Raw genomic sequence first — 19,420 nt, 5'->3', positions numbered from 1 at the left:
TTTTATTTAATATCTTGCGAGCAAACTTTACTTTATGTTTTAAATAAAATCAAAAAAAATGAAAAGAATTAATAGAAGGAAATATACGCTCATCTTTTTAAAATACTTTTATTATGCCCTTTTATATTCGGAAAGAGCACATTCTGGATATAGAATAACGTAACCAACCTTTGTATTTAATATATGCTAAAGGTATTATCGCTACTGCTAAAGTAAGTATCATACAATATAAAAAACCGTGCTCCCAAGATAATTCAGGCATTACATCAAAGTCCATCCCATAAAATGTACCTACCAATGTTAGTGATAAAAACACAGCAGTAATAATAGTAAAGACCTTAACAATTTGGTTTTGTTTAATATTCATAATATTCGTGACAGCATTCTGAAGATATCTAACTTGTTCATACTCAAATGACGCGTATTTCTTAACTTCCACAACGTCACAAGCTAGTTTAGATACTAAAATCTGCGGTTCTACCAAATCACTATCAAATGATGGTGGTAGAACGAAGGCGGGTTGACAGACCAGTCATCTAGAAACCGGCACGCACAAGGCGTCCCACCTCCGTCCTACCGCTACGAAGGTTAGTAGCCAAGCCCCATACAGTCAAGCACACAAAATGACATTTGTTTTAAAATAGATCATTAAAAACTAAGGATAAATAATTAAAAATTATTGTTAAATTGGGATTTATAAAGTCTCGGTTTAAAGGCCTTTAAATCTCTCAGTTGACTGTATAAAAATGCATAACAAAATCAGTAAAACTTCGCCTCACCAGCAGGACGAGTTTTAAACCTTCTATGAAACCACATATATTGTGTTGGGGCGATCCGAATCTGGTTTTCAATAATTTTATTGACGCGTTCAGCATCATTCACTTCGCATTCGCTAGGAAAATTTTCAAGTTTAGGTTCTACCAGTACATTGTATTGAGGATCTCGAATATCCCCGCTTCTGTAAAAATATAAAGGTATTGCAACAGCGTTTGAAATATCCATGAGTCTTCGGTGTGCCGTGACTGTTGCTGCCTGTATTCCAAAAAATGAAGCCATAACGCCTTGCTTTAAACCAAAGTCCTGATCAGGGCTATACCAGATTGCATGACCATTTTTGAGTTTTTCAATTAAGCTACGCATGTTGTCTTTTGCAATCTGATTTTTATAAACCCTAGCGCGACTACGATGAATGAGGAAATCCATGAAAGGATTATTTTGAGGTCTATACACCACATCCATATCAAAAAATAGCGTACATGCAGCACCTCCGGCATCGAGTAATGTGCTATGCGTGCCTAACAGTAGAATACCGCGATCCCTATTGTCATTTAGATGTTCCAAGCCTTCTATATGAACTCTTTTTTTAAACCATGCAGGACAATACCAAGCATTTAAGGCTTCAAATATACCAATCATCGTATCGGTAAAAACCGACTTAGCCTTGGCCTCAATTTGCTCAGGTGTTTTTTCCGGAAAACACGCACCTAAATTTCTTAAAGTCGTTTTCCTTCTAGAACCCAATAGTGTCCAAGCAATTTTTGAAAATAGTTTTGCTAAGCGCCACTGGATTGCCCAAGGCAAGTACGCAAGAAACGTTAGAATAAAAGCTGTGAACCAGATACCCCAATATTTTAATGATAGAAAGGAAAATTGAAATTGCCCTGATTGATACTGCGCTTCAGGTTTCGTCATATTGTAAATATCTAGAGGTATAGAAATTCATCCTAACACACTCGCACTCTACATACGTTTGTAAAGTGTGTCTTAATATTAGACTCAATCTAGCAAACAACTACTAAACAGTACTGGTGAGTGCTCAGAGTAAGCATCCGGCTAACACAGCCTTACCAAGCGGTCCTATAAGCCTTAATTTAGTTCCCACCTAAAAACAAGTGGGGACTTAATCCATGAACATGGATATATATTCAGCAACACCTCCTGTTGCTAAAAAACGCAGAACATACAGCAAAGAATTCAAACTCAGTATTGTCAATGCCTGTAAAAATCCTAATACCTCGATCGCTTCGGTCGCACTGCAACATAGTATTAATGCCAACCTTGTCAGTCGTTGGATCAGGATCTTCAGCCATCATGAGGGTGCCGTGCAGGATCCTACTCATGTGAATCCAGCATTTATTGCTTTGCCTTACACTGCTGCAATCAGCCAACCTATTGATGAGAGGATCACGTTGTGTATCACCGTGCCTCATACGAATAATGATATTCAGCTAAAATGGCAGACATCAGAAATACCTGCCTTGGCAGAATTACTCAAGGCACTGGCAACATGATCCGTATCAATGAAATTTGGCTCTCTACCCAGCCCATGGATATGCGAGCAGGAATGGATACTGTCATGGCTCAGGTGGTGAGAGCCTTTGGCTACATCAAACCGCATTGCGCCTACCTGTTCTGTAATAAACGTGGTCATCGTATGAAAGTGTTGGTACATGATGGACTGGGCATCTGGCTGTGTGCCCGGCGTTTGGAACAGGGTAAATTTCACTGGGCTCAAGTTCACCAAGGTGAAACCGTGGCCCTCAGCCCGGAACAGTTACAGGCATTAATCCAAGGTTTGCCCTGGCAGAGAATTGGATTGCAGCAAGTGGTGAATATGCTCTAAACCAAGCTCGACCATTCTGCCATCCTCCAAACGTTCTATTTCATTCTCTTCATGACCTCAGGCATACTGCGGTCATGAATACGCTGCCTGACTTAAGCCAACTGACCCATGAACAACTGCTGGAATTCACCAGACAGTTGGCGATGCAGCATCAGTCTCTAGCACAATCAAACCAACAATTGGATGCCAAAGTTCAACATCTTTCTATTCTCAATCAAAAATACGAGCATGAACTGGCGCTGTTTAAAAAGCACAAATTCGCCCAAAAGAATGAACACTTAACGGCAAAACAAATCCACCTATGGGATGAAGCGGTTGAAGAAGATATTGCTGCTGTTGATCTGGAATTAGAACGATTAAATGCAGATAAAACCGATGCAGCGACACAGAAAGCCAAAACCAATAAACCTAAACGTCGACCACTGCCAGATCATCTACACACCATCCGTATTGAGCATGAACCTGCATCAACCCAATGCACTTGTGGATGCCAACTCCGTCGTATCGGCGAAGATGTCAGTGAGAAACTGCATTTCAGACCGGCACAGTTCTATAAGGAACAGCATGTGCGTGGTAAATGGGTCTGTGATCAGTGTGACACTCTGACTCAGCAAGCGATGCCCGCCTATGTGATTGATAAAGGCATTGCTTCACCTGAATTGCTCAGCCATGTGCTGGTATCGAAGTATGCCGATCATTTGCCGCTGTACCGTCAACGTCTGATCTATCAGCGGGCGGGAATCGAACTTTCTAGATCAACTTTATCTGACTGGATAGGTCGCTGCGGTGTAGAACTGGAACCTCTGGCCAATGCCTTAAAAGAGGTGGTGCTGCAACAGCGGGTGCTGCATGCAGATGAAACACCGGTCACCATCATGCGGATGGGTGAGAATGAGAAAAAACCGAAGAAAGGTTATGTCTGGGCCTATGCCACCACACAGTACAATCCAGTTCAGGCGGTGATCTATGACTTTCAGGATAGTCGTTCAGGCCAGCATGCTGCAGAGTTCTTGAAAGGCTGGCAGGGCAATCTAGTCTGTGATGATTACAGTGGTTATAAAGCACGCTTTAAATCAGGCCAGGTCATAGAGGTCGGCTGCATGGCCCATGCACGTCGTAAATTCCATGAACTGCATGTGACCGGGAAAAGTCAGGTCGCTGAACAGGCATTGGTGCTGATTCAGAAACTGTATGCGATAGAAGCAGAACTCAGGAAAAAGACCGATGGTACAGCGGAAGACCGCCGCGAATACCGACAACAGCATAGTCAACCAGTGATGCAACAACTATATGAATGGCTCAACCAACATCATCTGACAGTGCCATCGAGTTCTCCCACCGCCAAGGCCATCAATTACACTCTGAAGCGTTGGCCAGCCTTAAGCCGCTATCTGGATGATGGCAATCTACCGATATGCAACAATTGGGTAGAGAATCAGATGCGTCCCTGGGCGTTGGGGCGCAAGAACTGGCTGTTTGCAGGTTCGCTGCGCAGTGGTCAGCGAGCGGCAAACATCATGACTTTAATCCAGTCAGCAAAGCTGAATGGGCTGGATCCGTATGCCTATTTAAGTGATGTGCTGAAAAGGTTACCGACACATAAAGTGACCCAGATTGAAGAGTTACTGCCGCACTGCTGGAAACCTAAATCGAATTAAAAAATAGGTATGGGATTCAGCGGACGCTTACTGCTCAGATTTATTCTTTATCGGTCTTGATGGACAATTGCTTGATAAACTCATTTAAAGACATTGGGCAGCCCCATAAATAGCCCTGAAACTCGGTACAACCATTACTTTTAAAAGCACTAAACTGTTCAGCCGTTTCTATTCCTTCTACCAACACGCGAAGGTTTAAATCTAGGCCAATTTTAATTATACCCGTCACTAATTTATTGCTGCGTTTATCATCTAAAGCTGCCTGTACAAAGCTGCGATCAATTTTAATTTGTTTAATTGGCATTTTTTGTAAATAGCTTAAGGATGAATACCCTGTACCAAAGTCATCAAGTGAAAGCTGAATACCATGCTTAGACAAGAAGTGCATTTTTTCGATCATGCTCGCACAATTATTTAAAGCAATATTTTCAGTAATTTCTAATATGAGCCGAGATGGATTGAAGTCATACCGCTGAACCAGACCAATCACCGTGTGCTCAAAGTTAGATTGCATAAAATGATCAGCACTAATATTGATTGAAAGCGTAAGATCTTTGGTCTCTTCTTTTTTACTCCAGTCTTGTAAAACTTGGCAGGCTTGGTCCAATACCCACTCGCCGATCTCTGGCATTAACCCAAAAGTTGCCGCTGCCGGAATAAACTCTTTTGTTGGAATATACCCTAAAACCGGATGATGCCATCTTAACAAGGCTTCCGCACCAATCAGTTTTTCTGACGAATTAACTTGGGGCTGATAAAAAAGCTCAAATTGTTGCTTAGTGAGTGCCAAACGTAGATTGTGCTCCATACTGCTTTCTATTTGTATCTCTAGTTGCATGGTATAAATTGAAATACAAATCATAAGAGTAGCGACACAAGTGGCTATCCACCCACCATGATCACGAATATCTTCTGATAAAGGTATGGCATTATCGAGAGTAAAAGAGCTACCACTAAAAAATATAAAGCAGCCAATCGACAGTAAAATTAAAACAATTTGTAAGAAGCTTGGCTCCCTACGGTAATTCAAATATCCCAGTATCGCTCCGGCAGGTAAAAACAAATGGGCCACTCGAGGGCGATCAGGCGTAGCAACATCGAAAAATAAGCAAAAAACCACTGGAAACACCAGCAGAACCGCTTGTGATAAAAGTATCCCTGCCGAAATACGGTTTATATAAATAAGAAAAAAGCTAAATATGGAAATTAGTGTGAAACAGATATCCATATAAACAATCACCCACATTTGGGCAAATGCAAAATATATAGTCCAAAACAAGCAAAAAATAATACAAATAAAAATATTTGCTTTGGCTGCGATTGTAAGCTGCTGGTCCTTTAGGGAGCGGTAATTTTTCTTGTGTTTTTTAAAGTAAGACGAAGTTATCATAAATAAACCAACCGTAAATATTTCTTTAAAGGACCCCAGCTAGCTTGGTCATTGATACTCCATTTCAATATTTACCAATAAAACGTAATCATTTCTCCCATTGTGATTTGTACTTATTATTTTGAGATCAAGTTTTAATCATCTTGATGGTATAGCCCGATTAGGTCACTTGAACGATACTGCTTTTTAAACACTCTATAATTTTAGAGTATCATGACTTAACGATACATGCCTATGACTCTCAGGTACAGCCTTTAAGTGCAGAAAAATTAGTGAATTACAATTTCTGCGTTAAATATTTTTATTATTTAGATTCATCAATAGGACCATTTAAAATAATGCACATGTGTGCTTAATTATGCTGCTAATGACCAAGTTGTGAGCTTTGTTGTTCTGAGGTTGGAGCTAAAAGCTAAAGAACCCATGAGATACCCATCTCATATTTTTGATCGGGTTATCTCATGTTTACCAGAAATATTTATTTTTTAATAATATAGAAGTCTTGGCTTATACCTTATTACGTTTATAAGAAAAATAAGAGCAACCTGCACACGATGCCATAATAATTGTTATCCCTAGAACCTGAAAACTATTTAATCGTTCATCTAAAATCAGCCATCCAGCCAAAGCGCTCACTGCGGGTGACGCACTTAGTAAAATCCCAAAAACTCGAGGATGCAGTTTTTTCATGGCAATCATATCTAATATAAATGGAATAGCACTTGCTAGCATCGCCATAAGTAAACATGTAAAAAGAATCTTATAACTATCAAAAATATGGATAATGTGAGATGCACCTAAAGGTGTTGCAAATAAAGCCGCTATAAACATTCCAGTCGCAACAGAGCTACCACCACCTTGTGCAACTTTTGAGCCATAAATCACATACAGTCCCCAACCCACTGCAGCTAATAAAGCATACGTCATTCCAATAAAACCAAAGTTATTATTTGCATTGCCCATAGGTAGAAGAAGCAAACCAATAATAGATAATCCACCCCAAAAATAATCTAATTTATTTTTAGACATTAAAATAGCAACCGTAAGTGGTCCTAACACTTCGATGGAAATCGCAATCCCAACAGACATGTAAGAAAATGCTTTATAAACCAAAGTATTCATTAAAGTGAGGATTGATCCATAAATAATTAGATTTTTCCAATTGATCTGTTTATTCCACTGCCGCCATGGTTTAAAGACTACCCATAAGAAACAGGCCGATAAGGCAAGTCGAGTTAAGGTGACTCCTTCAGCAGTAAGAATCGGAAAAAGGACTTTTGCTATTGCTGCGCCGATCTGTACAGAAACTAAAGATAAAAATGCGGCTGCAAATGCCATACCTTGTTTGGAGTTTGTCTCAATCATCATCTTTACTATTGGGGGGGATGATTGAAATTTTAATTCTCTATAATCAATATATTTCTTCTATTTTTCACGGTAAAACGATTAAATAACTCTATATTTAACCTTTAATGAGAGATTTACTCATGTCAGAGATTTCTTTAGATAATTTTGATTATGCGATCTTAAGAATACTGCAAAAAGACAATAAAACTTCCCATCGAGAAATTTCTGAAAAAATCGGTCTATCAGCGGCATCTGTACAAAGGCGTATAACTCGGATGGAAGAAAAGGAAATTATTTTAAAAAATTGCGCTATCTTAAATCCTCTCAAATTTGGTGAAAAAATTACTTCTATTATTGAGGTCCGCCTTAGCGAAGATCGTTCAATAGTTATGGACAGAGCGAAGCTATACTTTGCTGCTGTTGAAGAAATTCAACAGTGCTACTTCGTGAATGGAGGAGTCTCATTTATAATTATCATGCTGAGCAATAACTTATCTCATTTTGAAAGTTTAGTTAGAAAACATTTCGCTGATAATGAAGACGTGAAAACTTATAGAACACTCATTGTTTTAGATCGCGTAAAAGTAAACTTTGAGTTGAATATTTAAATTTTTCAATCCTTGGCTTAAAAGACCCAATTGTTCTATTTTTATGTCTTGCTACATTCAACCTCTATTTCAATCCTTGATCACTTTTTTTCAATTACTCAAATTTGTTACCATTGCACCACTGGAATGGTCTGAAGTCACTTTATACTAGGGATGCTGATTCTAAAGTTCATCCAGTTGTTGTACTTTTCTTGAATTACATTCATTTTTAAAGACTTGAAATTGGTTAATAAACCAAAAGTAGATTTTTCGTTTTTTTAAGGGTTTATTACGCATGAATAGCGCTGAAATCATGGCTGATCTCTCCAACCACACTCCAATGATGCAGCAATATCTCAAAGTCAAAAAAGACTATCAACATGCGTTGCTGTTTTATCGTATGGGCGACTTTTATGAATTGTTCTTTGAAGACGCGCATTTAGCAGCCAAACTTTTAGGTATTACCTTAACCCATCGGGGTAAAGCAAATGGCAACCCGATTCCAATGGCAGGTGTTCCCTACCATTCAGCCGAAGGTTATTTGGCGCGTTTAGTAAAAGCCGGCCGAACTGTAGCTATTTGTGAGCAAGTCGGTGAAGTTACTGGCAAAGGCCCGGTTGAACGCAAAGTTGTTCGTATTCTTACACCGGGTACTTTAACTGACGACGCACTACTTACAAGTTATCAGTCCTCTAACCTTGTTGCGCTATGTATCCATCAAAACCAGATCGGTTTTGCTTTACTCGACTTAAGTGCGGGTATTTTTAAAGTTCAACAACAAGACTACAAACCGGAACAACTTCCAATTGAACTGGCTCGCCTCATGCCAAGTGAAATTTTGATTGATGAAGACCTGGTTGACCCGAATATTATCGAACAAATTAAAAAGCATTTAGATTGCCCTGTAACCAAGCGCCCAAATGTAGATTTTAATTTAAACAATGCGCAAAAAACCTTATGTGACCAGTTCTCTGTATCAACACTCTCTGGCTTCGGACTAGACCCGTTACCTTTGGCTAAGGCCGCCGCGGCAGCACTTATTCACTATGCCAAAGAAACTCAAAAAACGGCGTTACCTCATATCCGTTCAATTCTTTTAGAACAAAGTACTGACTTTATTGCGCTCGACCCAATCACGCGCCGTAACTTGGAAATTATTGAACCTTTGTTTGAGCATGGAACTTCTTTATTTCAGCTTGTGAACGATTGCCAAACCGCAATGGGTGGACGTTTACTTAGCAGAACACTCATGCAGCCTGTCCGTGATACAGCATTACTTGACGCACGTTTAGATGCGATTGAGCAATTGATTCAAGGATACCATGAAAGCCCAGTTCGTCTGGTACTTAAAGAAATTGGTGATATTGAACGTGTTCTTAGTCGTGTGGCGCTGGGTAGTGCGCGACCACGTGATTTAGTTCAACTTCGTCATGCTTGCGCGCAAATTCCATTTTTACGAAATGCTTTAGCACCTGTTATACAAGCAAAGAAATCTAAGTTATTAGGACAGCTCGATCAGGAATTAGGTGACTTTAAATCGCTTCATCAACATTTAATGGCTGCGATTGTTGAAAATCCGCCTGTATTACTTCGTGATGGCAATGTAATTGCAGAAGGCTATGATGCTGAACTTGATGAATTACGCCAAATTCGTGATCATGCAGGTCAATTCCTCATTGATTTAGAAATAAAAGAGCGTGAACGTACTGGTATTAGCACCTTAAAAATCGGTTATAACCGTGTGAGTGGTTACTACATTGAGCTGACTCGCGCTCAAGCCGAGCAAGCCCCGGCCGACTATATCCGCCGTCAGACATTAAAGAATGCCGAGCGCTACATTACCCCTGAACTAAAAAGTTTTGAAGATAAAGTTTTATCAAGTGAGTCGCGTGCATTAGCTCGTGAAAAAGCATTATTTGAAGCTTTACTTGAAAACCTTCGTGAAAATATTGCTCACCTACAAATGATGAGTTCAGCAATCGCGCAAATTGATGTAATTGCAAACTTTGCTCATCAAGCGCGTTTAAACAATTGGGCACGCCCTGAATTTACACCAGAAACAGGTATTAAGATTCAAGGTGGCCGTCATCCTGTAGTTGAAGCGTTAAGTAAAGCACCATTTACACCAAATGATACTTTCCTTGATGTGCAGCACCGTATGGCAATTATTACCGGTCCAAACATGGGTGGTAAGTCTACCTTTATGCGCCAAACAGCATTAATTAGTTTGCTTGCTTACTGCGGTAGTTACGTTCCGGCACGAGCTGCCAAACTTGGTCCGATTGACCGTATTTTTACCCGTATTGGTTCAGCCGATGACTTATCGACAGGCAAATCGACCTTTATGGTTGAGATGACTGAAACTTCACAAATCTTGCACCATGCGACGAATCAATCGCTTGTGTTAATGGATGAAGTTGGTCGCGGAACCAGTACCTACGATGGTCTTTCTTTAGCGTGGGCTTGTGTGGTTGATTTAACCAAACGCGTTAAATGTCTTTGCTTGTTTGCAACTCACTATTTCGAATTAACAGAGTTGGGTAGCGAACCTGGTATTGATAACTACCATGTCACTGCTCAAGAGTTAAACGGCAATCTCATTTTATTGCATAAAGTCCAACAAGGACCAGCAAGTCAAAGTCATGGTTTACAAGTTGCAAAATTAGCCGGTATTCCAGCTAATGTGATTAAAGAAGCTCAGAAGCGTTTACGTATTTTAGAGAAGCAACAACAACAGCACTTACAAACTAGTGTTCAAAGTGATTTGTTTGCAACTTTAGATTCAGAAGTTACTCCAAGTACTCAAGTCATAGAGAAAGTGATTGAAGTTGAAGTCTCTTCACCTGCCCTCGATTTACTTAAGCAAATCGAAGTAGACAACCTGACTCCTCGTCAGGCACTTGAACAGCTTTATGAGCTAAAAGCAGCGCTTAATTCATAATCATTCATTGAGCAAACATGTATCTTGGCATGTTTGCTCTTACATTAAGGAGAATAAAATTTCTATTTTCTTAAGGCCACTACAATACACAGAGATCGATTTAATTTGGCAACAGATTAATCGTCGTGAACTGATTACCCAACTCTACTTACAAAAACAAGAACACTTAGAATTAACAGATTGTTTTTATGATGTTAAACATTGGGATGCTTATCATTTAGAAAATGATCCACCCAAATTAAAAGAACTCTATGAACAAGGGGCTTTATTTATCGGTGCTTTTGATGCGTCTGAACAGTTGGCTGGCATTAGTGTAGTCTCGAATCAGACTATTACTGATTATCCCAATGCAAAATTACTGCAATATTTTTACGTCGATGCCGATCAACAAGGCAAAGGTATTGGTGCAAAGCTGATGCAAGCGGCAAAAGAATCGGCCAAGCAATTGGAAGCCAATCAACTTTATATTTCAGCTACGCCAAGTAAGCGTACAGTAGATTTCTATATAAAGCATGGCGCGGTCGTATTAAAGCACCCAGATCGTCAATTATGGGAACTTGAACCAGAAGACATCCATTTACTTTGTACACTTTAAGCTCATTACTTGACGATTTTTTTGTATATCAATTCAGCATAGAGGCAAAATTTAAAAGTAAATGTTGTAGTTGAGGTGTCTGCTTAAACAGATACCTTGACCCAAATGACATTAAAACTCATGACAAAAAAATTATTTAAGCTATTGTTTTATAAAACTTATTATTATCCTGATTTTATAATTTAGCTCTTGTTTAAGCTGAAACATTCTTTTGAATATCAATGTATTAACTTATCTTCATATGTATAAATAAACAATATCAATAAAAGCAATTGTTTGTTTACCCCTTTTTTGCCTAAAATAAGCTATTCGAAATGAAACCATATTTTTTAGGTAGCTGTCGCCATGACCTTTGTTGTCACTGAAAATTGTATTAAATGTAAATACCAAGATTGCGTAGAAGTTTGTCCTGTAGACTGTTTTTACGAAGGTCCGAATTTCCTAGTGATTAATCCGGATGAATGTATTGACTGTGCATTGTGTGAACCAGAATGCCCTGCAAATGCAATTTTCTCTGAAGATGAGCTACCAGAAGGTCAAGAAGTATTTATTGAATTAAATGCTGAACTTTCTCAAAAGTGGCCTAACATTACCCAAATTGGTGAACAGCCTGCTGACCGCGAAGAATGGAACGGCAAACCAGATAAGTTACAGTATCTAGAAAAATAATTTCAAAAAGATCAGCAACCGCTGATCTTTTTTATACCCTATTCAAACATTTCATTGCAAATTCCTCGTAATTTGTGCACTGTTTTGCATTAAAATAGGCGCAATATTTATAAGCTTTTGATTTTTCTTATGCGGAAGTTTTTGCAGAGCATGCTGCCCCTATGCATAATCCCTGCGATTATGGTGGGTTGCGCCAGCTCTCCTCAACACACAACAACAGGCAAAACCTCTCCAAGCGGTAAGCGCATCTTTATTCCTCAAGAGCGCGTTATTATCGAACGTCCAATTCCACCTAAAGTTGAACCTGCTTCCTATCGCGCTTGGTTAAATACAGGCGATCATTATGAACGTGTACGCGAATATGAAAAATTTCTGGCGCGTCATGATGTGGCAGGTATCGTACCAAGTTTTGAATTATTAAGATCCGCTCGTGATTGGCAGAAGTGTGGCCGTTCAGAATATGCGGTACCTAACCGTGAACTTTGGAATAATTCTTTATCGACCTTACGTGTCTTTAAATATCTTATTGCCGCAAAAGTTTTAACCGACTTTGAGGTCACCTCGGTTTACCGAGACTTACCTTTAAATGAATGTGCAGGCGGCGCAAGTTCTTCTAAGCATTTGTTTAACTCTGCCATCGATTTCCGTATTGGACCAGAAGTTCCACAGCCACAAGACTACGCTTTTATTGAAAATACGAAGTTTAAATTGTGTCAGTTCTGGGCTCAGCACGGCCAAAGTTTAAATTTAGGTATTGGATTATATAGTTCAGGACAAATCCATATTGATACTCAAGGCTATCGTACTTGGGGACCTGACCTAACCCGTAATACGTCAATGTGTAATTTCTAAAATATAAATCCCCTTATGCGCTTCAGTTTAAGGGGATTTGCTCATTCTATAATCAACCAAAATTTCTTGAATCGAAGATTTTTGCACTCTAGTCATAAACGTTTAAAATACGCATATCAACATACAGGTAAATTTGACTATGCAGCAGATGTGGACAGACATTGACGAATATATCGATTCACATTTAATTCCCGAAGATCCTCGACTCGACTTTGCATTAAAAAATACCGACGAACACGGCTTTTCAAATCATCTTGCAGTTGCTCCAAATCAAGGAATGTTCTTGCAAATGCTCATTCAGATGAATAAGTGCAAGCGTGTTTTGGAAATTGGGACCTTTGCTGCCTACAGTACAATCTGGTTAGGACGTGCACTGCCTGAAGATGGCTATTTGCTTACCATTGAAGGTCGTGATACTCATGCAGAAATGGCTCAAAAGAATATCGATCATGCCAACCTGCCTGTAAAAGTTGAGCTTAAATTAGGTCGTGCCGCCGATGTACTTTCTGCAATTGACCCTCAGTCGATTGAGCCTTTTGATTTTATCTTTATCGATGCCGATAAACAGGGCTATCCGGAATATTTAGAACTCAGTCTCAAATTTTCAAAATCGGGCACTATTATTGTGCTAGATAATGTCATTCGTGCTGGTGATATTTTGAATCCTGAAAACAAAAAACCAAGTATTGAAGGCATTCGTGAAACCTTTAAAGCCCTAGAAAATCATCCGCAAATTTTGTCTTGCACAGCTTTACAAACGGTTGGCTCAAAAGGTCATGATGGTTTTGCAATTGCAATTGTGAAATAATGGTTAAAAAATCATCTTTTTCATTTTATTATTTATAATCAATAAATTACTTTTATTACCCCTGCTTTTCCATATAGTTATCCACAAGATTTGCGGATAACTATATGCAAATCTCATCATTTAGCCACAAGTAATGGTACAGTCGCGTTACGGAAAATCGTGGTTGCAATACTTCCCAAGAAGAACTGATGTATTTTGCTATGGCTAAATGCGCCGAGCACAATAATTTGAATGCCGTGTTCTTGTTGGTACTCTAGAATATTTTGCGCCACATCACCGTATCTATAAACGGTCACTACATCTAGCCCCGCTTGTTTCAAGTAATGCTCTGGTTCATTCAATATTTCAGGATGGTCACCGACATAGACTAAATGGCACTGTAAAGTCCGTAATAAGTCACTTTGCGCAATACGGCACATCATTTTTTGACATGTCGGAGAGTATTCATAAGCGAAAATAAAACGTGTCGGTACTTTGAAGTTTTCACCAATGGTCAAAACCGTACAATTTGCACCGCGGATAAAGTTTTCAACATTGCTGCCAATCGGTTTATGTTTTTCGGCAGCTCTTTCGCCTACGCGACCTAAAATCACGATATCGTTTTCGTGTAAGAGATTAAAACTTTGCTCTAGAAAATCCCCTTTTTCCTGAATTTTTGAGCAAGTAATTCCGTGTTTTTCTTTAATTAAGTCAGAGATATGTCTGAGTAAATTATTGCTGTAATCTAAAGCGAGTTCACTTTGTTTTTGCTCTAATTCAGCTAACTCTTTAAGCAACATTGCATTGCTTTCAAAGCCGATTACACCGCTAATTTCACCAAGGTGATAACTTGCCGGGTAGTAATCTAGAATTTGTAATAATACAAGCTCTCGTCCAGTTGCTTTCGCAACCCAAGCCGCTGCATCTGCAATAGCATTAATACAAGGTGATGAGTCAATACACGCAATAACACGGTTCATTTTTGCCTCTCTTCTTCAGGTCTATTTGCCTTGGAGATTTTTCTATAACTTAGCTTTAACTTAACATAGATAAAAATCCGTATGTTAAGGTTTATGTATTAAAATCCACTTTTTTGTTTAAAGATCAAACATTTTATTACATTCTTGAGACTGCATTATTCTCTTAAACGGATAAATTTTGCTGGGTTTCCTCCCACAATATAGTACGGCTCCACATCCTTTGTCACCATACTATTCATGCCAACTACAGCATGTTTTCCAATTTTAATCCCGTCTTTAATCCCCACATGCGCACCTAACCAAACATCTTTTTCAATTTCGATACCCTGTGAGCGAACAGGCTGTTGGTAAAGTGGACGGTCGAGTTGCATGCCATGATCAAATGCGTAGAGATGACAATAAGCAGCAATACGAACTTGATCATGCAGTTTTATGCCTGCCCGACCACCATCTAAGATACAGTGGTGGTTAATTGCAACCTCATTACCAATCTCAAGCGGTCCATGCAAACTACAATCTGCCGCGATAAAACAATTATTACCAATCTTAATTTTCCGGCCCGGCTCGGCAAAAATATGGGCTAACGGTGAAATAAAACAGTTCTCCCCGATCTCGACCGTTTCCATATCCATTAAATAAGCCTGATATTCTTTTTGCCATTCTTCCGCCCAAACACGGTGTTTGGGCTTCAATGTCCAATATAGCCATGGCATATAATTTAAACGGTGTTTATGTTGCTCGCGGTACTTGAGTAAAGAATCAGTCATCAGTCAATTCCTCCTCAACTTTTAATTCTTCGCGACCACGAGTCACATCTCGTAGTTTTAGAGCGAGTGGTTCAATTTGGTGAACCTGTAGCCTCGCTTCGATATCGACACCTGTTGCAGTATAACTTTCCTGATATTCAATTTGCTGCTGTGTCAGCTCATACTGAAAAATGGCCCACTCATTAAAATGACAAGAAAAATGAATCGTTTTCTTGGCAATCAGTTCAATACGTTCAGCTAACAATAATGATTGTCCGGCACAACCACCATATGCCCGAACAAGCCCCCCAGTTCCCAGTTTTATACCGCCATACCAGCGGTTCACCATGACAATAATATTAGTCAGGTCATTTCCTTCAATAGTTGCCAGAATTGGACGTCCCGCTGTACCAGATGGTTCACCATCATCATTAAAGCGAACGTTATGTCCAATTTTCCATGCCCAACATTGATGTGTGGTCGAGATATCTTTATTTAATTCTAAAAACTCTTTCACTTGCTGTTCATTTTCTACTGGCGCAGCAATCGCCTGAAATCTACTTTTTTTAATTTCTTCTTCAAAAGTAACGGGTGATGCAATCGTAAAAGCCATAAATGAAATAAAGCATAATAAAAATCAAATTATAACGTGAATTTAATAGAAGCAAACCTATAAAAAAAGCCCCGAATTTCGGGGCTTTTTTTCTTATCTTTCTCTTAATGCTTCTTTGGCTTTATTAAATGGTTTAAGTAAGTAATCCAGTACAGTCTTCTCACCAGTACGAATATCTACAGTTGCCACCATACCCGGTGTAATACCGAATGCTTTACCTTCTTTATTGTAAAGCTTGTCGGAGTCAGTTCGGATATAAACACGATAATAGAATTGATCCTGTTTCACTTCATCGCGAATGGTATCTGGAGAAATAACCGTAACCTTACCTTTTAAACCACCATAAATTGAGTAGTCATAGGCCGTGATCTTAACCAAAGCTTCTTGACCAGGACGAATGAACGCAATGTCACGAGGCAAAATACGGGCTTCAATTAATAACTGTTCATCAATTGGCACGATGGTCATTAACTTACCGTTTTGTGGAATCACACCGCCATGCGTTGTCACTGTAATTTCTTTTACGACACCGCGCACAGGAGCTTTAAATACGGCACGTTGTAAACTGTCATTACGGCCCATGACAACTTGTTGTTGAGTTTGCGTGTCAGTATTTGCTTTAGATAACTCTTCACGTGCCTTAACGTAGTATTGGTTACGTGCATCGTTCATCTTGTTTTGCAAATCATTTGCTTCACGGCGTAAGCGTAAAACCTCAACCTCACTTGCCGCACCTTTGGCAACCAAAGGCTCTGTCATGGCCAATTCTTGCTGAACCAGTTGTAAAGCCTGTCTTAATCCTGAAAGCGTTTGTTCAAGATCAGCTCTGCGTGATTCATACAAAGCAGTCTCTTCATGAACAAGCTTCGGATCTTGTGCAACTATTTCAGGGAAAACCAGTGGTGTACCGTTCACTTCCGCACGTAAACGTGCTGCTGTGGCCTGAGCTGCAATTAATAAAGATCTCGACTCACCCACATTTGAAGCAAAACGGGTTGGGTCAAGCTGAGCAAGAATTTGCCCTTTTTGGACAATATCGCCTTCTTGTACATTTAGCTTAGTTAAAATACCACCTTCTAAAGACTGGATGACCTGTTCTTTAGAGGATGGAATAACTTTACCTGTACCGGTTGAAACTTCTTCGAGCTTAAAAAACCATGCCCAGATAAAGAAAATCACTAAACCAATGCCCACAATCCAGATGACTAAACTGGCACGTGGTAATGGTGGTTCACTATAAGATACATTCATTGAACGGGTAAGTTCTTGTTGTTGTTCGCTCATGAATTGCCCCCTTGGCTCACTTGTTTTTGTTGGGCTGTAGATTGATTAAGTACCTGATCTCGTGGTCCATCCATCACGATTTTGCCTTCATTGACGACAATAATTCGATCGACCAGTTCAAGAACAGCTCGGCGGTGGGTCGCCACAACCAACGTTCGGTGTGCTAACCATCCTTTGAGATGATCAATTAATTGTTTCTCTGCAACATCATCAATGGCTGCTGTCGGCTCATCAAGCAATAAAATATTCGGTTGACGAATCAATAAACGCGCCAGCAATAAAGCTTGCTTTTGACCACCAGAGAAACCAACGCCTCCTTCTAAAACCAAGTAATCCAAGCCTTCTTTTTTCTCTTGAACAAAAGACAAAGCACCTGTTACCACCAATGCACGAAGAATATCTTCATCTGTTGCAAGCGGTGCACCTAAAGTCAGGTTTTCACGGATTGTTCCATAGAATAAATGTGCATTCTGGTTGAGTAGCCCCATATCTCGGCGCACATCTGATGGGTCAATTAAAGAAAGATCGAGTCCATCTAAATGCACAGCTCCCTGAGTTGGAACCTGCATGCCAGATAAAAGCTGAAGCAATGTTGATTTACCAGCACCATTACGCCCCAAAATCGCAATTTTTTCTCCAGCACGAATTTTTAAATGGCGGATCGCAAGACTTGGCCTCGGATCTTCTTCTCCATATTGGAACAAGATATTTTTTAATTCATAGTCGCCATTTAAAACAGCTTTGTGTACCAGATGTGAACGGTCGGCCTGATCAATCGGACGCTGCATGAGCTCATCTAAACTTTGCTTAGCAACTTTTGCCTGTTGTAAACGACCTAATACACCCGTAATCTGGGCAATTGGCCCTAACATACGCGAAGATAAAATTGAACATGCGACTAACGCACCTGTGGTCATTTCACCGTCCATTACCGCAAAACAGCCTACTAACACCACAATGGCATAAGTTAAACCCTGAACCATTTGGGTCCACGCCATTAAGGTACCCACAATTTTACGCTGTCTCATACCAATGTCGGCTGAGACTTCATTCATATGGTTCCATTGGTTTTGGAAACGTGATTCAGCACGTAAGAGCTTAATGTCTTCAATACCTTGCACCGCTTCTACCAAAATTGCGTTACGAATTGAAGATTCTCTCATACCCTCTTGTGCTAGTTGAGCCAGCTTCTTCTGTACCAAAATACCCGGCAAGATCATAAGCGGCACAACAAGTAGCATTACCCAGAACAGTTTTCCACCAATAATGGCAAAAATTACTAAGAACAGGAAAAAGAACGGAAAATCGGCAATCGCGCTAATTGTAGTTGAGGTGACCAGTTCACGAACGCCTTCGAGTTCACGAATCTGGGAAATAAAACTACCTGTAGATTTTGAGCGATCTTTATTTTTAATTCTTAAGGCATGGCCGAATACACGATCCGACACACGTAAGTCAGCACGTTTACCAATAATATCGGATAAATATACTCGTGAAACACGTAAGGTAAACTCAAAAAGAGCGGCAATCAGTACACCACCCGCTAAAACCCATAAAGTGGGAATTGACTGGGAAGGAACCACGCGGTCATACACTTGCATCGAGAAAATAATGGTTGCCAGTGCCAGCACATTGGCAATCAGCGAGGCAAACATAATATCTACGTAGCGTTTCCAGTCTCTTAAAACGATTGACCAGAACCAGTTGGCTTCATAAGGTTTGATATATTCGTCAATACGTGCATCTGGAATAGACGTTTCAGGACGCAAGATATAGACATTTTTAAGTGTAGTTTTTAAAGCGTCTAAAGATAAACTTTGTGAAAGGCCCTGATCTCCACTGAACTGGATACTCACATTTCCTTGGGTATCAGCCTTATCGATTACACCGACTTGACCATCATTAAACTCCACCATGACAGGTAAACGCCATGGGTTGAGTAAGTCTAAGGAAAATGGTGCCTTACGAAGATTCAGACCGACTTGACGTGTCATTAACTGCAAGACGTTATCTAAATTCTGATTTTGGTTCCAATCAAGTTGTAAACGAATTCTTTCTTCTGAAGGCTCTATTCGATAATGTTTAGCAATAGTTAAGACCGCCTGTAGCCAAGGCTGGTAATTTATTTTTGTCATCATGGTTGTACTTCGAACCCCTGAATTGAAATATTATTTAAGCCATAGGCTTGGCGGGAACGTCCTGTTGCTTCAATGTACTGAACAATGCTGCTATAAATGTCATAACGTGCTGATTCGAGTTCTGAGTTGGCACTATGAATAGCTTGTTCAGCATTTAATAAATCGACCAATGAACGCGTACCGAGCTTGTATTGCTCTTGATCTCTGTAC

18 protein-coding genes and 1 pseudogene are annotated in these 19,420 nt (G+C 39.8%); 9 read left to right on the top strand and 10 right to left on the bottom strand.

From position 1 onward, the window contains the following. Positions 1 to 121: 121 nt before the first annotated feature. Positions 122 to 484: a CorA family divalent cation transporter gene (locus EGS71_RS20100; RefSeq protein WP_002005372.1), complete on the bottom strand. Its 363-nt coding sequence runs from the start codon at positions 482 to 484 to the stop codon at positions 122 to 124. A gap of 275 nt (positions 485 to 759) precedes the next feature. Beyond that, on the bottom strand, positions 760 to 1,692 hold the full coding sequence (locus EGS71_RS20095; RefSeq protein ID WP_000165403.1) for a lauroyl acyltransferase: 933 nt from the start codon (positions 1,690 to 1,692) through the stop codon (positions 760 to 762). Positions 1,693 to 1,907: 215 nt separating this feature from the next. Between EGS71_RS20095 and EGS71_RS20090 the strand changes: the two genes are divergently transcribed. The 3 genes from EGS71_RS20090 to EGS71_RS20080 all read left to right on the top strand — a co-directional run bounded on the left by EGS71_RS20090 (position 1,908) and on the right by EGS71_RS20080 (position 4,281). Then, positions 1,908 to 2,291 carry a transposase gene (locus tag EGS71_RS20090; RefSeq protein WP_001055589.1) on the top strand — a complete coding sequence of 128 codons (384 nt, stop codon included), beginning with the start codon at positions 1,908 to 1,910 and terminating at the stop codon, positions 2,289 to 2,291. Further along, entirely contained in the window at positions 2,288 to 2,623 is a 336-nt protein-coding gene (gene tnpB / locus EGS71_RS20085; protein WP_000619347.1) for an IS66 family insertion sequence element accessory protein TnpB, read from the top strand. Before EGS71_RS20090 ends, tnpB begins: the two co-directional genes overlap by 4 nt. Positions 2,624 to 2,697: 74 nt before the next feature. Further along, entirely contained in the window at positions 2,698 to 4,281 is a 1,584-nt protein-coding gene (locus EGS71_RS20080) for an IS66-like element ISAba25 family transposase (RefSeq protein WP_001094424.1), read from the top strand. Between the two features lie 40 nt (positions 4,282 to 4,321). Here EGS71_RS20080 and EGS71_RS20075 read toward each other — a convergent pair whose 3' ends face one another. Further along, a complete protein-coding gene (locus EGS71_RS20075) occupies positions 4,322 to 5,671 on the bottom strand; it encodes an EAL domain-containing protein (protein ID WP_000633301.1) in 1,350 nt (449 codons plus the stop codon). A 507-nt stretch (positions 5,672 to 6,178) separates the two neighbouring features. Next, entirely contained in the window at positions 6,179 to 7,039 is an 861-nt protein-coding gene (locus EGS71_RS20070) for an EamA family transporter (RefSeq protein ID WP_000972448.1), read from the bottom strand. Between the two features lie 119 nt (positions 7,040 to 7,158). Between EGS71_RS20070 and EGS71_RS20065 the strand changes: the two genes are divergently transcribed. The 6 genes from EGS71_RS20065 to EGS71_RS20040 all read left to right on the top strand — a co-directional run bounded on the left by EGS71_RS20065 (position 7,159) and on the right by EGS71_RS20040 (position 13,470). Continuing rightward, complete coding sequence (locus tag EGS71_RS20065; RefSeq protein ID WP_001290071.1) at positions 7,159 to 7,626, top strand: Lrp/AsnC family transcriptional regulator; 468 nt, start codon at positions 7,159 to 7,161, stop codon at positions 7,624 to 7,626. A gap of 274 nt (positions 7,627 to 7,900) precedes the next feature. Continuing rightward, positions 7,901 to 10,546 (top strand): DNA mismatch repair protein MutS, encoded by a 2,646-nt coding sequence (gene mutS, locus EGS71_RS20060; protein ID WP_001083260.1) that lies wholly within the window; start codon positions 7,901 to 7,903, stop codon positions 10,544 to 10,546. A gap of 64 nt (positions 10,547 to 10,610) precedes the next feature. Further along, positions 10,611 to 11,141: a GNAT family N-acetyltransferase gene (locus EGS71_RS20055; RefSeq protein ID WP_031946146.1), complete on the top strand. Its 531-nt coding sequence runs from the start codon at positions 10,611 to 10,613 to the stop codon at positions 11,139 to 11,141. A 345-nt stretch (positions 11,142 to 11,486) separates the two neighbouring features. After that, positions 11,487 to 11,810, top strand: coding sequence for a ferredoxin FdxA (gene fdxA / locus EGS71_RS20050; RefSeq protein ID WP_000144889.1), 324 nt, complete (start codon positions 11,487 to 11,489; stop codon positions 11,808 to 11,810). Between the two features lie 129 nt (positions 11,811 to 11,939). Next, positions 11,940 to 12,662: a D-Ala-D-Ala carboxypeptidase family metallohydrolase gene (locus EGS71_RS20045; RefSeq protein WP_001986294.1), complete on the top strand. Its 723-nt coding sequence runs from the start codon at positions 11,940 to 11,942 to the stop codon at positions 12,660 to 12,662. Between the two features lie 139 nt (positions 12,663 to 12,801). After that, positions 12,802 to 13,470: an O-methyltransferase gene (locus tag EGS71_RS20040; protein WP_001186837.1), complete on the top strand. Its 669-nt coding sequence runs from the start codon at positions 12,802 to 12,804 to the stop codon at positions 13,468 to 13,470. A gap of 116 nt (positions 13,471 to 13,586) precedes the next feature. Here the strand turns inward: EGS71_RS20040 and EGS71_RS20035 are convergent, their stop codons facing one another. The 6 genes and pseudogenes from EGS71_RS20035 to EGS71_RS20010 form a co-directional block, all read right to left on the bottom strand. Then, entirely contained in the window at positions 13,587 to 14,429 is an 843-nt protein-coding gene (locus EGS71_RS20035) for a universal stress protein (protein ID WP_001082435.1), read from the bottom strand. Between the two features lie 155 nt (positions 14,430 to 14,584). Beyond that, positions 14,585 to 15,196 carry a chloramphenicol acetyltransferase CAT gene (locus tag EGS71_RS20030; RefSeq protein ID WP_000132360.1) on the bottom strand — a complete coding sequence of 204 codons (612 nt, stop codon included), beginning with the start codon at positions 15,194 to 15,196 and terminating at the stop codon, positions 14,585 to 14,587. After that, the gene (locus EGS71_RS20025; protein WP_000885988.1) at positions 15,189 to 15,788 is read right to left on the bottom strand and encodes an IMPACT family protein; all 600 of its coding nucleotides are present in this window, start codon (positions 15,786 to 15,788) and stop codon (positions 15,189 to 15,191) included. The genes EGS71_RS20030 and EGS71_RS20025 overlap by 8 nt, the downstream gene beginning before the upstream one ends. A 93-nt stretch (positions 15,789 to 15,881) precedes the next feature. Then, positions 15,882 to 17,072, bottom strand: a complete 1,191-nt coding sequence (locus tag EGS71_RS20020) for an HlyD family type I secretion periplasmic adaptor subunit (protein WP_000003555.1) — start codon at positions 17,070 to 17,072, stop codon at positions 15,882 to 15,884. Continuing rightward, positions 17,069 to 19,210 (bottom strand): type I secretion system permease/ATPase, encoded by a 2,142-nt coding sequence (locus EGS71_RS20015; RefSeq protein WP_000988402.1) that lies wholly within the window; start codon positions 19,208 to 19,210, stop codon positions 17,069 to 17,071. Before EGS71_RS20015 ends, EGS71_RS20020 begins: the two co-directional genes overlap by 4 nt. Further along, a pseudogene (locus EGS71_RS20010) lies at positions 19,207 to 19,410 on the bottom strand (TolC family protein); the annotation flags it as partial. The pseudogene EGS71_RS20010 and the gene EGS71_RS20015, both read right to left, overlap by 4 nt. Positions 19,411 to 19,420 lie beyond the last annotated feature (10 nt).

The organism is Acinetobacter sp. FDAARGOS_559 (assembly GCF_003940475.1).
GTDB classification, from domain to species: domain Bacteria; phylum Pseudomonadota; class Gammaproteobacteria; order Pseudomonadales; family Moraxellaceae; genus Acinetobacter; species Acinetobacter baumannii.
The sequence above is the reverse complement of the archived record's forward strand: the minus strand, read 5'-3'. Positions and strand labels throughout refer to the sequence as shown.

What these genes read in the sequence shown, in the direction of transcription:
- EGS71_RS20040 (WP_001186837.1), top strand. Translation starts at nt 12,802, where the DNA reads ATGCAGCAGATGTGGACAGACATTGACGAATATATCGATTCACATTTA.
- EGS71_RS20030 (WP_000132360.1), bottom strand. Translation starts at nt 15,196, where the DNA reads ATGACTGATTCTTTACTCAAGTACCGCGAGCAACATAAACACCGTTTA.
- EGS71_RS20020 (WP_000003555.1), bottom strand. Translation starts at nt 17,072, where the DNA reads ATGAGCGAACAACAACAAGAACTTACCCGTTCAATGAATGTATCTTAT.
- EGS71_RS20095 (WP_000165403.1), bottom strand. Translation starts at nt 1,692, where the DNA reads ATGACGAAACCTGAAGCGCAGTATCAATCAGGGCAATTTCAATTTTCC.
- EGS71_RS20065 (WP_001290071.1), top strand. Translation starts at nt 7,159, where the DNA reads ATGTCAGAGATTTCTTTAGATAATTTTGATTATGCGATCTTAAGAATA.
- EGS71_RS20090 (WP_001055589.1), top strand. Translation starts at nt 1,908, where the DNA reads ATGAACATGGATATATATTCAGCAACACCTCCTGTTGCTAAAAAACGC.
- EGS71_RS20035 (WP_001082435.1), bottom strand. Translation starts at nt 14,429, where the DNA reads ATGAACCGTGTTATTGCGTGTATTGACTCATCACCTTGTATTAATGCT.
- tnpB (WP_000619347.1), top strand. Translation starts at nt 2,288, where the DNA reads ATGATCCGTATCAATGAAATTTGGCTCTCTACCCAGCCCATGGATATG.
- EGS71_RS20070 (WP_000972448.1), bottom strand. Translation starts at nt 7,039, where the DNA reads ATGATGATTGAGACAAACTCCAAACAAGGTATGGCATTTGCAGCCGCA.
- EGS71_RS20080 (WP_001094424.1), top strand. Translation starts at nt 2,698, where the DNA reads ATGAATACGCTGCCTGACTTAAGCCAACTGACCCATGAACAACTGCTG.
- EGS71_RS20015 (WP_000988402.1), bottom strand. Translation starts at nt 19,210, where the DNA reads ATGATGACAAAAATAAATTACCAGCCTTGGCTACAGGCGGTCTTAACT.
- mutS (WP_001083260.1), top strand. Translation starts at nt 7,901, where the DNA reads ATGAATAGCGCTGAAATCATGGCTGATCTCTCCAACCACACTCCAATG.
- fdxA (WP_000144889.1), top strand. Translation starts at nt 11,487, where the DNA reads ATGACCTTTGTTGTCACTGAAAATTGTATTAAATGTAAATACCAAGAT.
- EGS71_RS20045 (WP_001986294.1), top strand. Translation starts at nt 11,940, where the DNA reads ATGCGGAAGTTTTTGCAGAGCATGCTGCCCCTATGCATAATCCCTGCG.
- EGS71_RS20025 (WP_000885988.1), bottom strand. Translation starts at nt 15,788, where the DNA reads ATGGCTTTTACGATTGCATCACCCGTTACTTTTGAAGAAGAAATTAAA.
- EGS71_RS20075 (WP_000633301.1), bottom strand. Translation starts at nt 5,671, where the DNA reads ATGATAACTTCGTCTTACTTTAAAAAACACAAGAAAAATTACCGCTCC.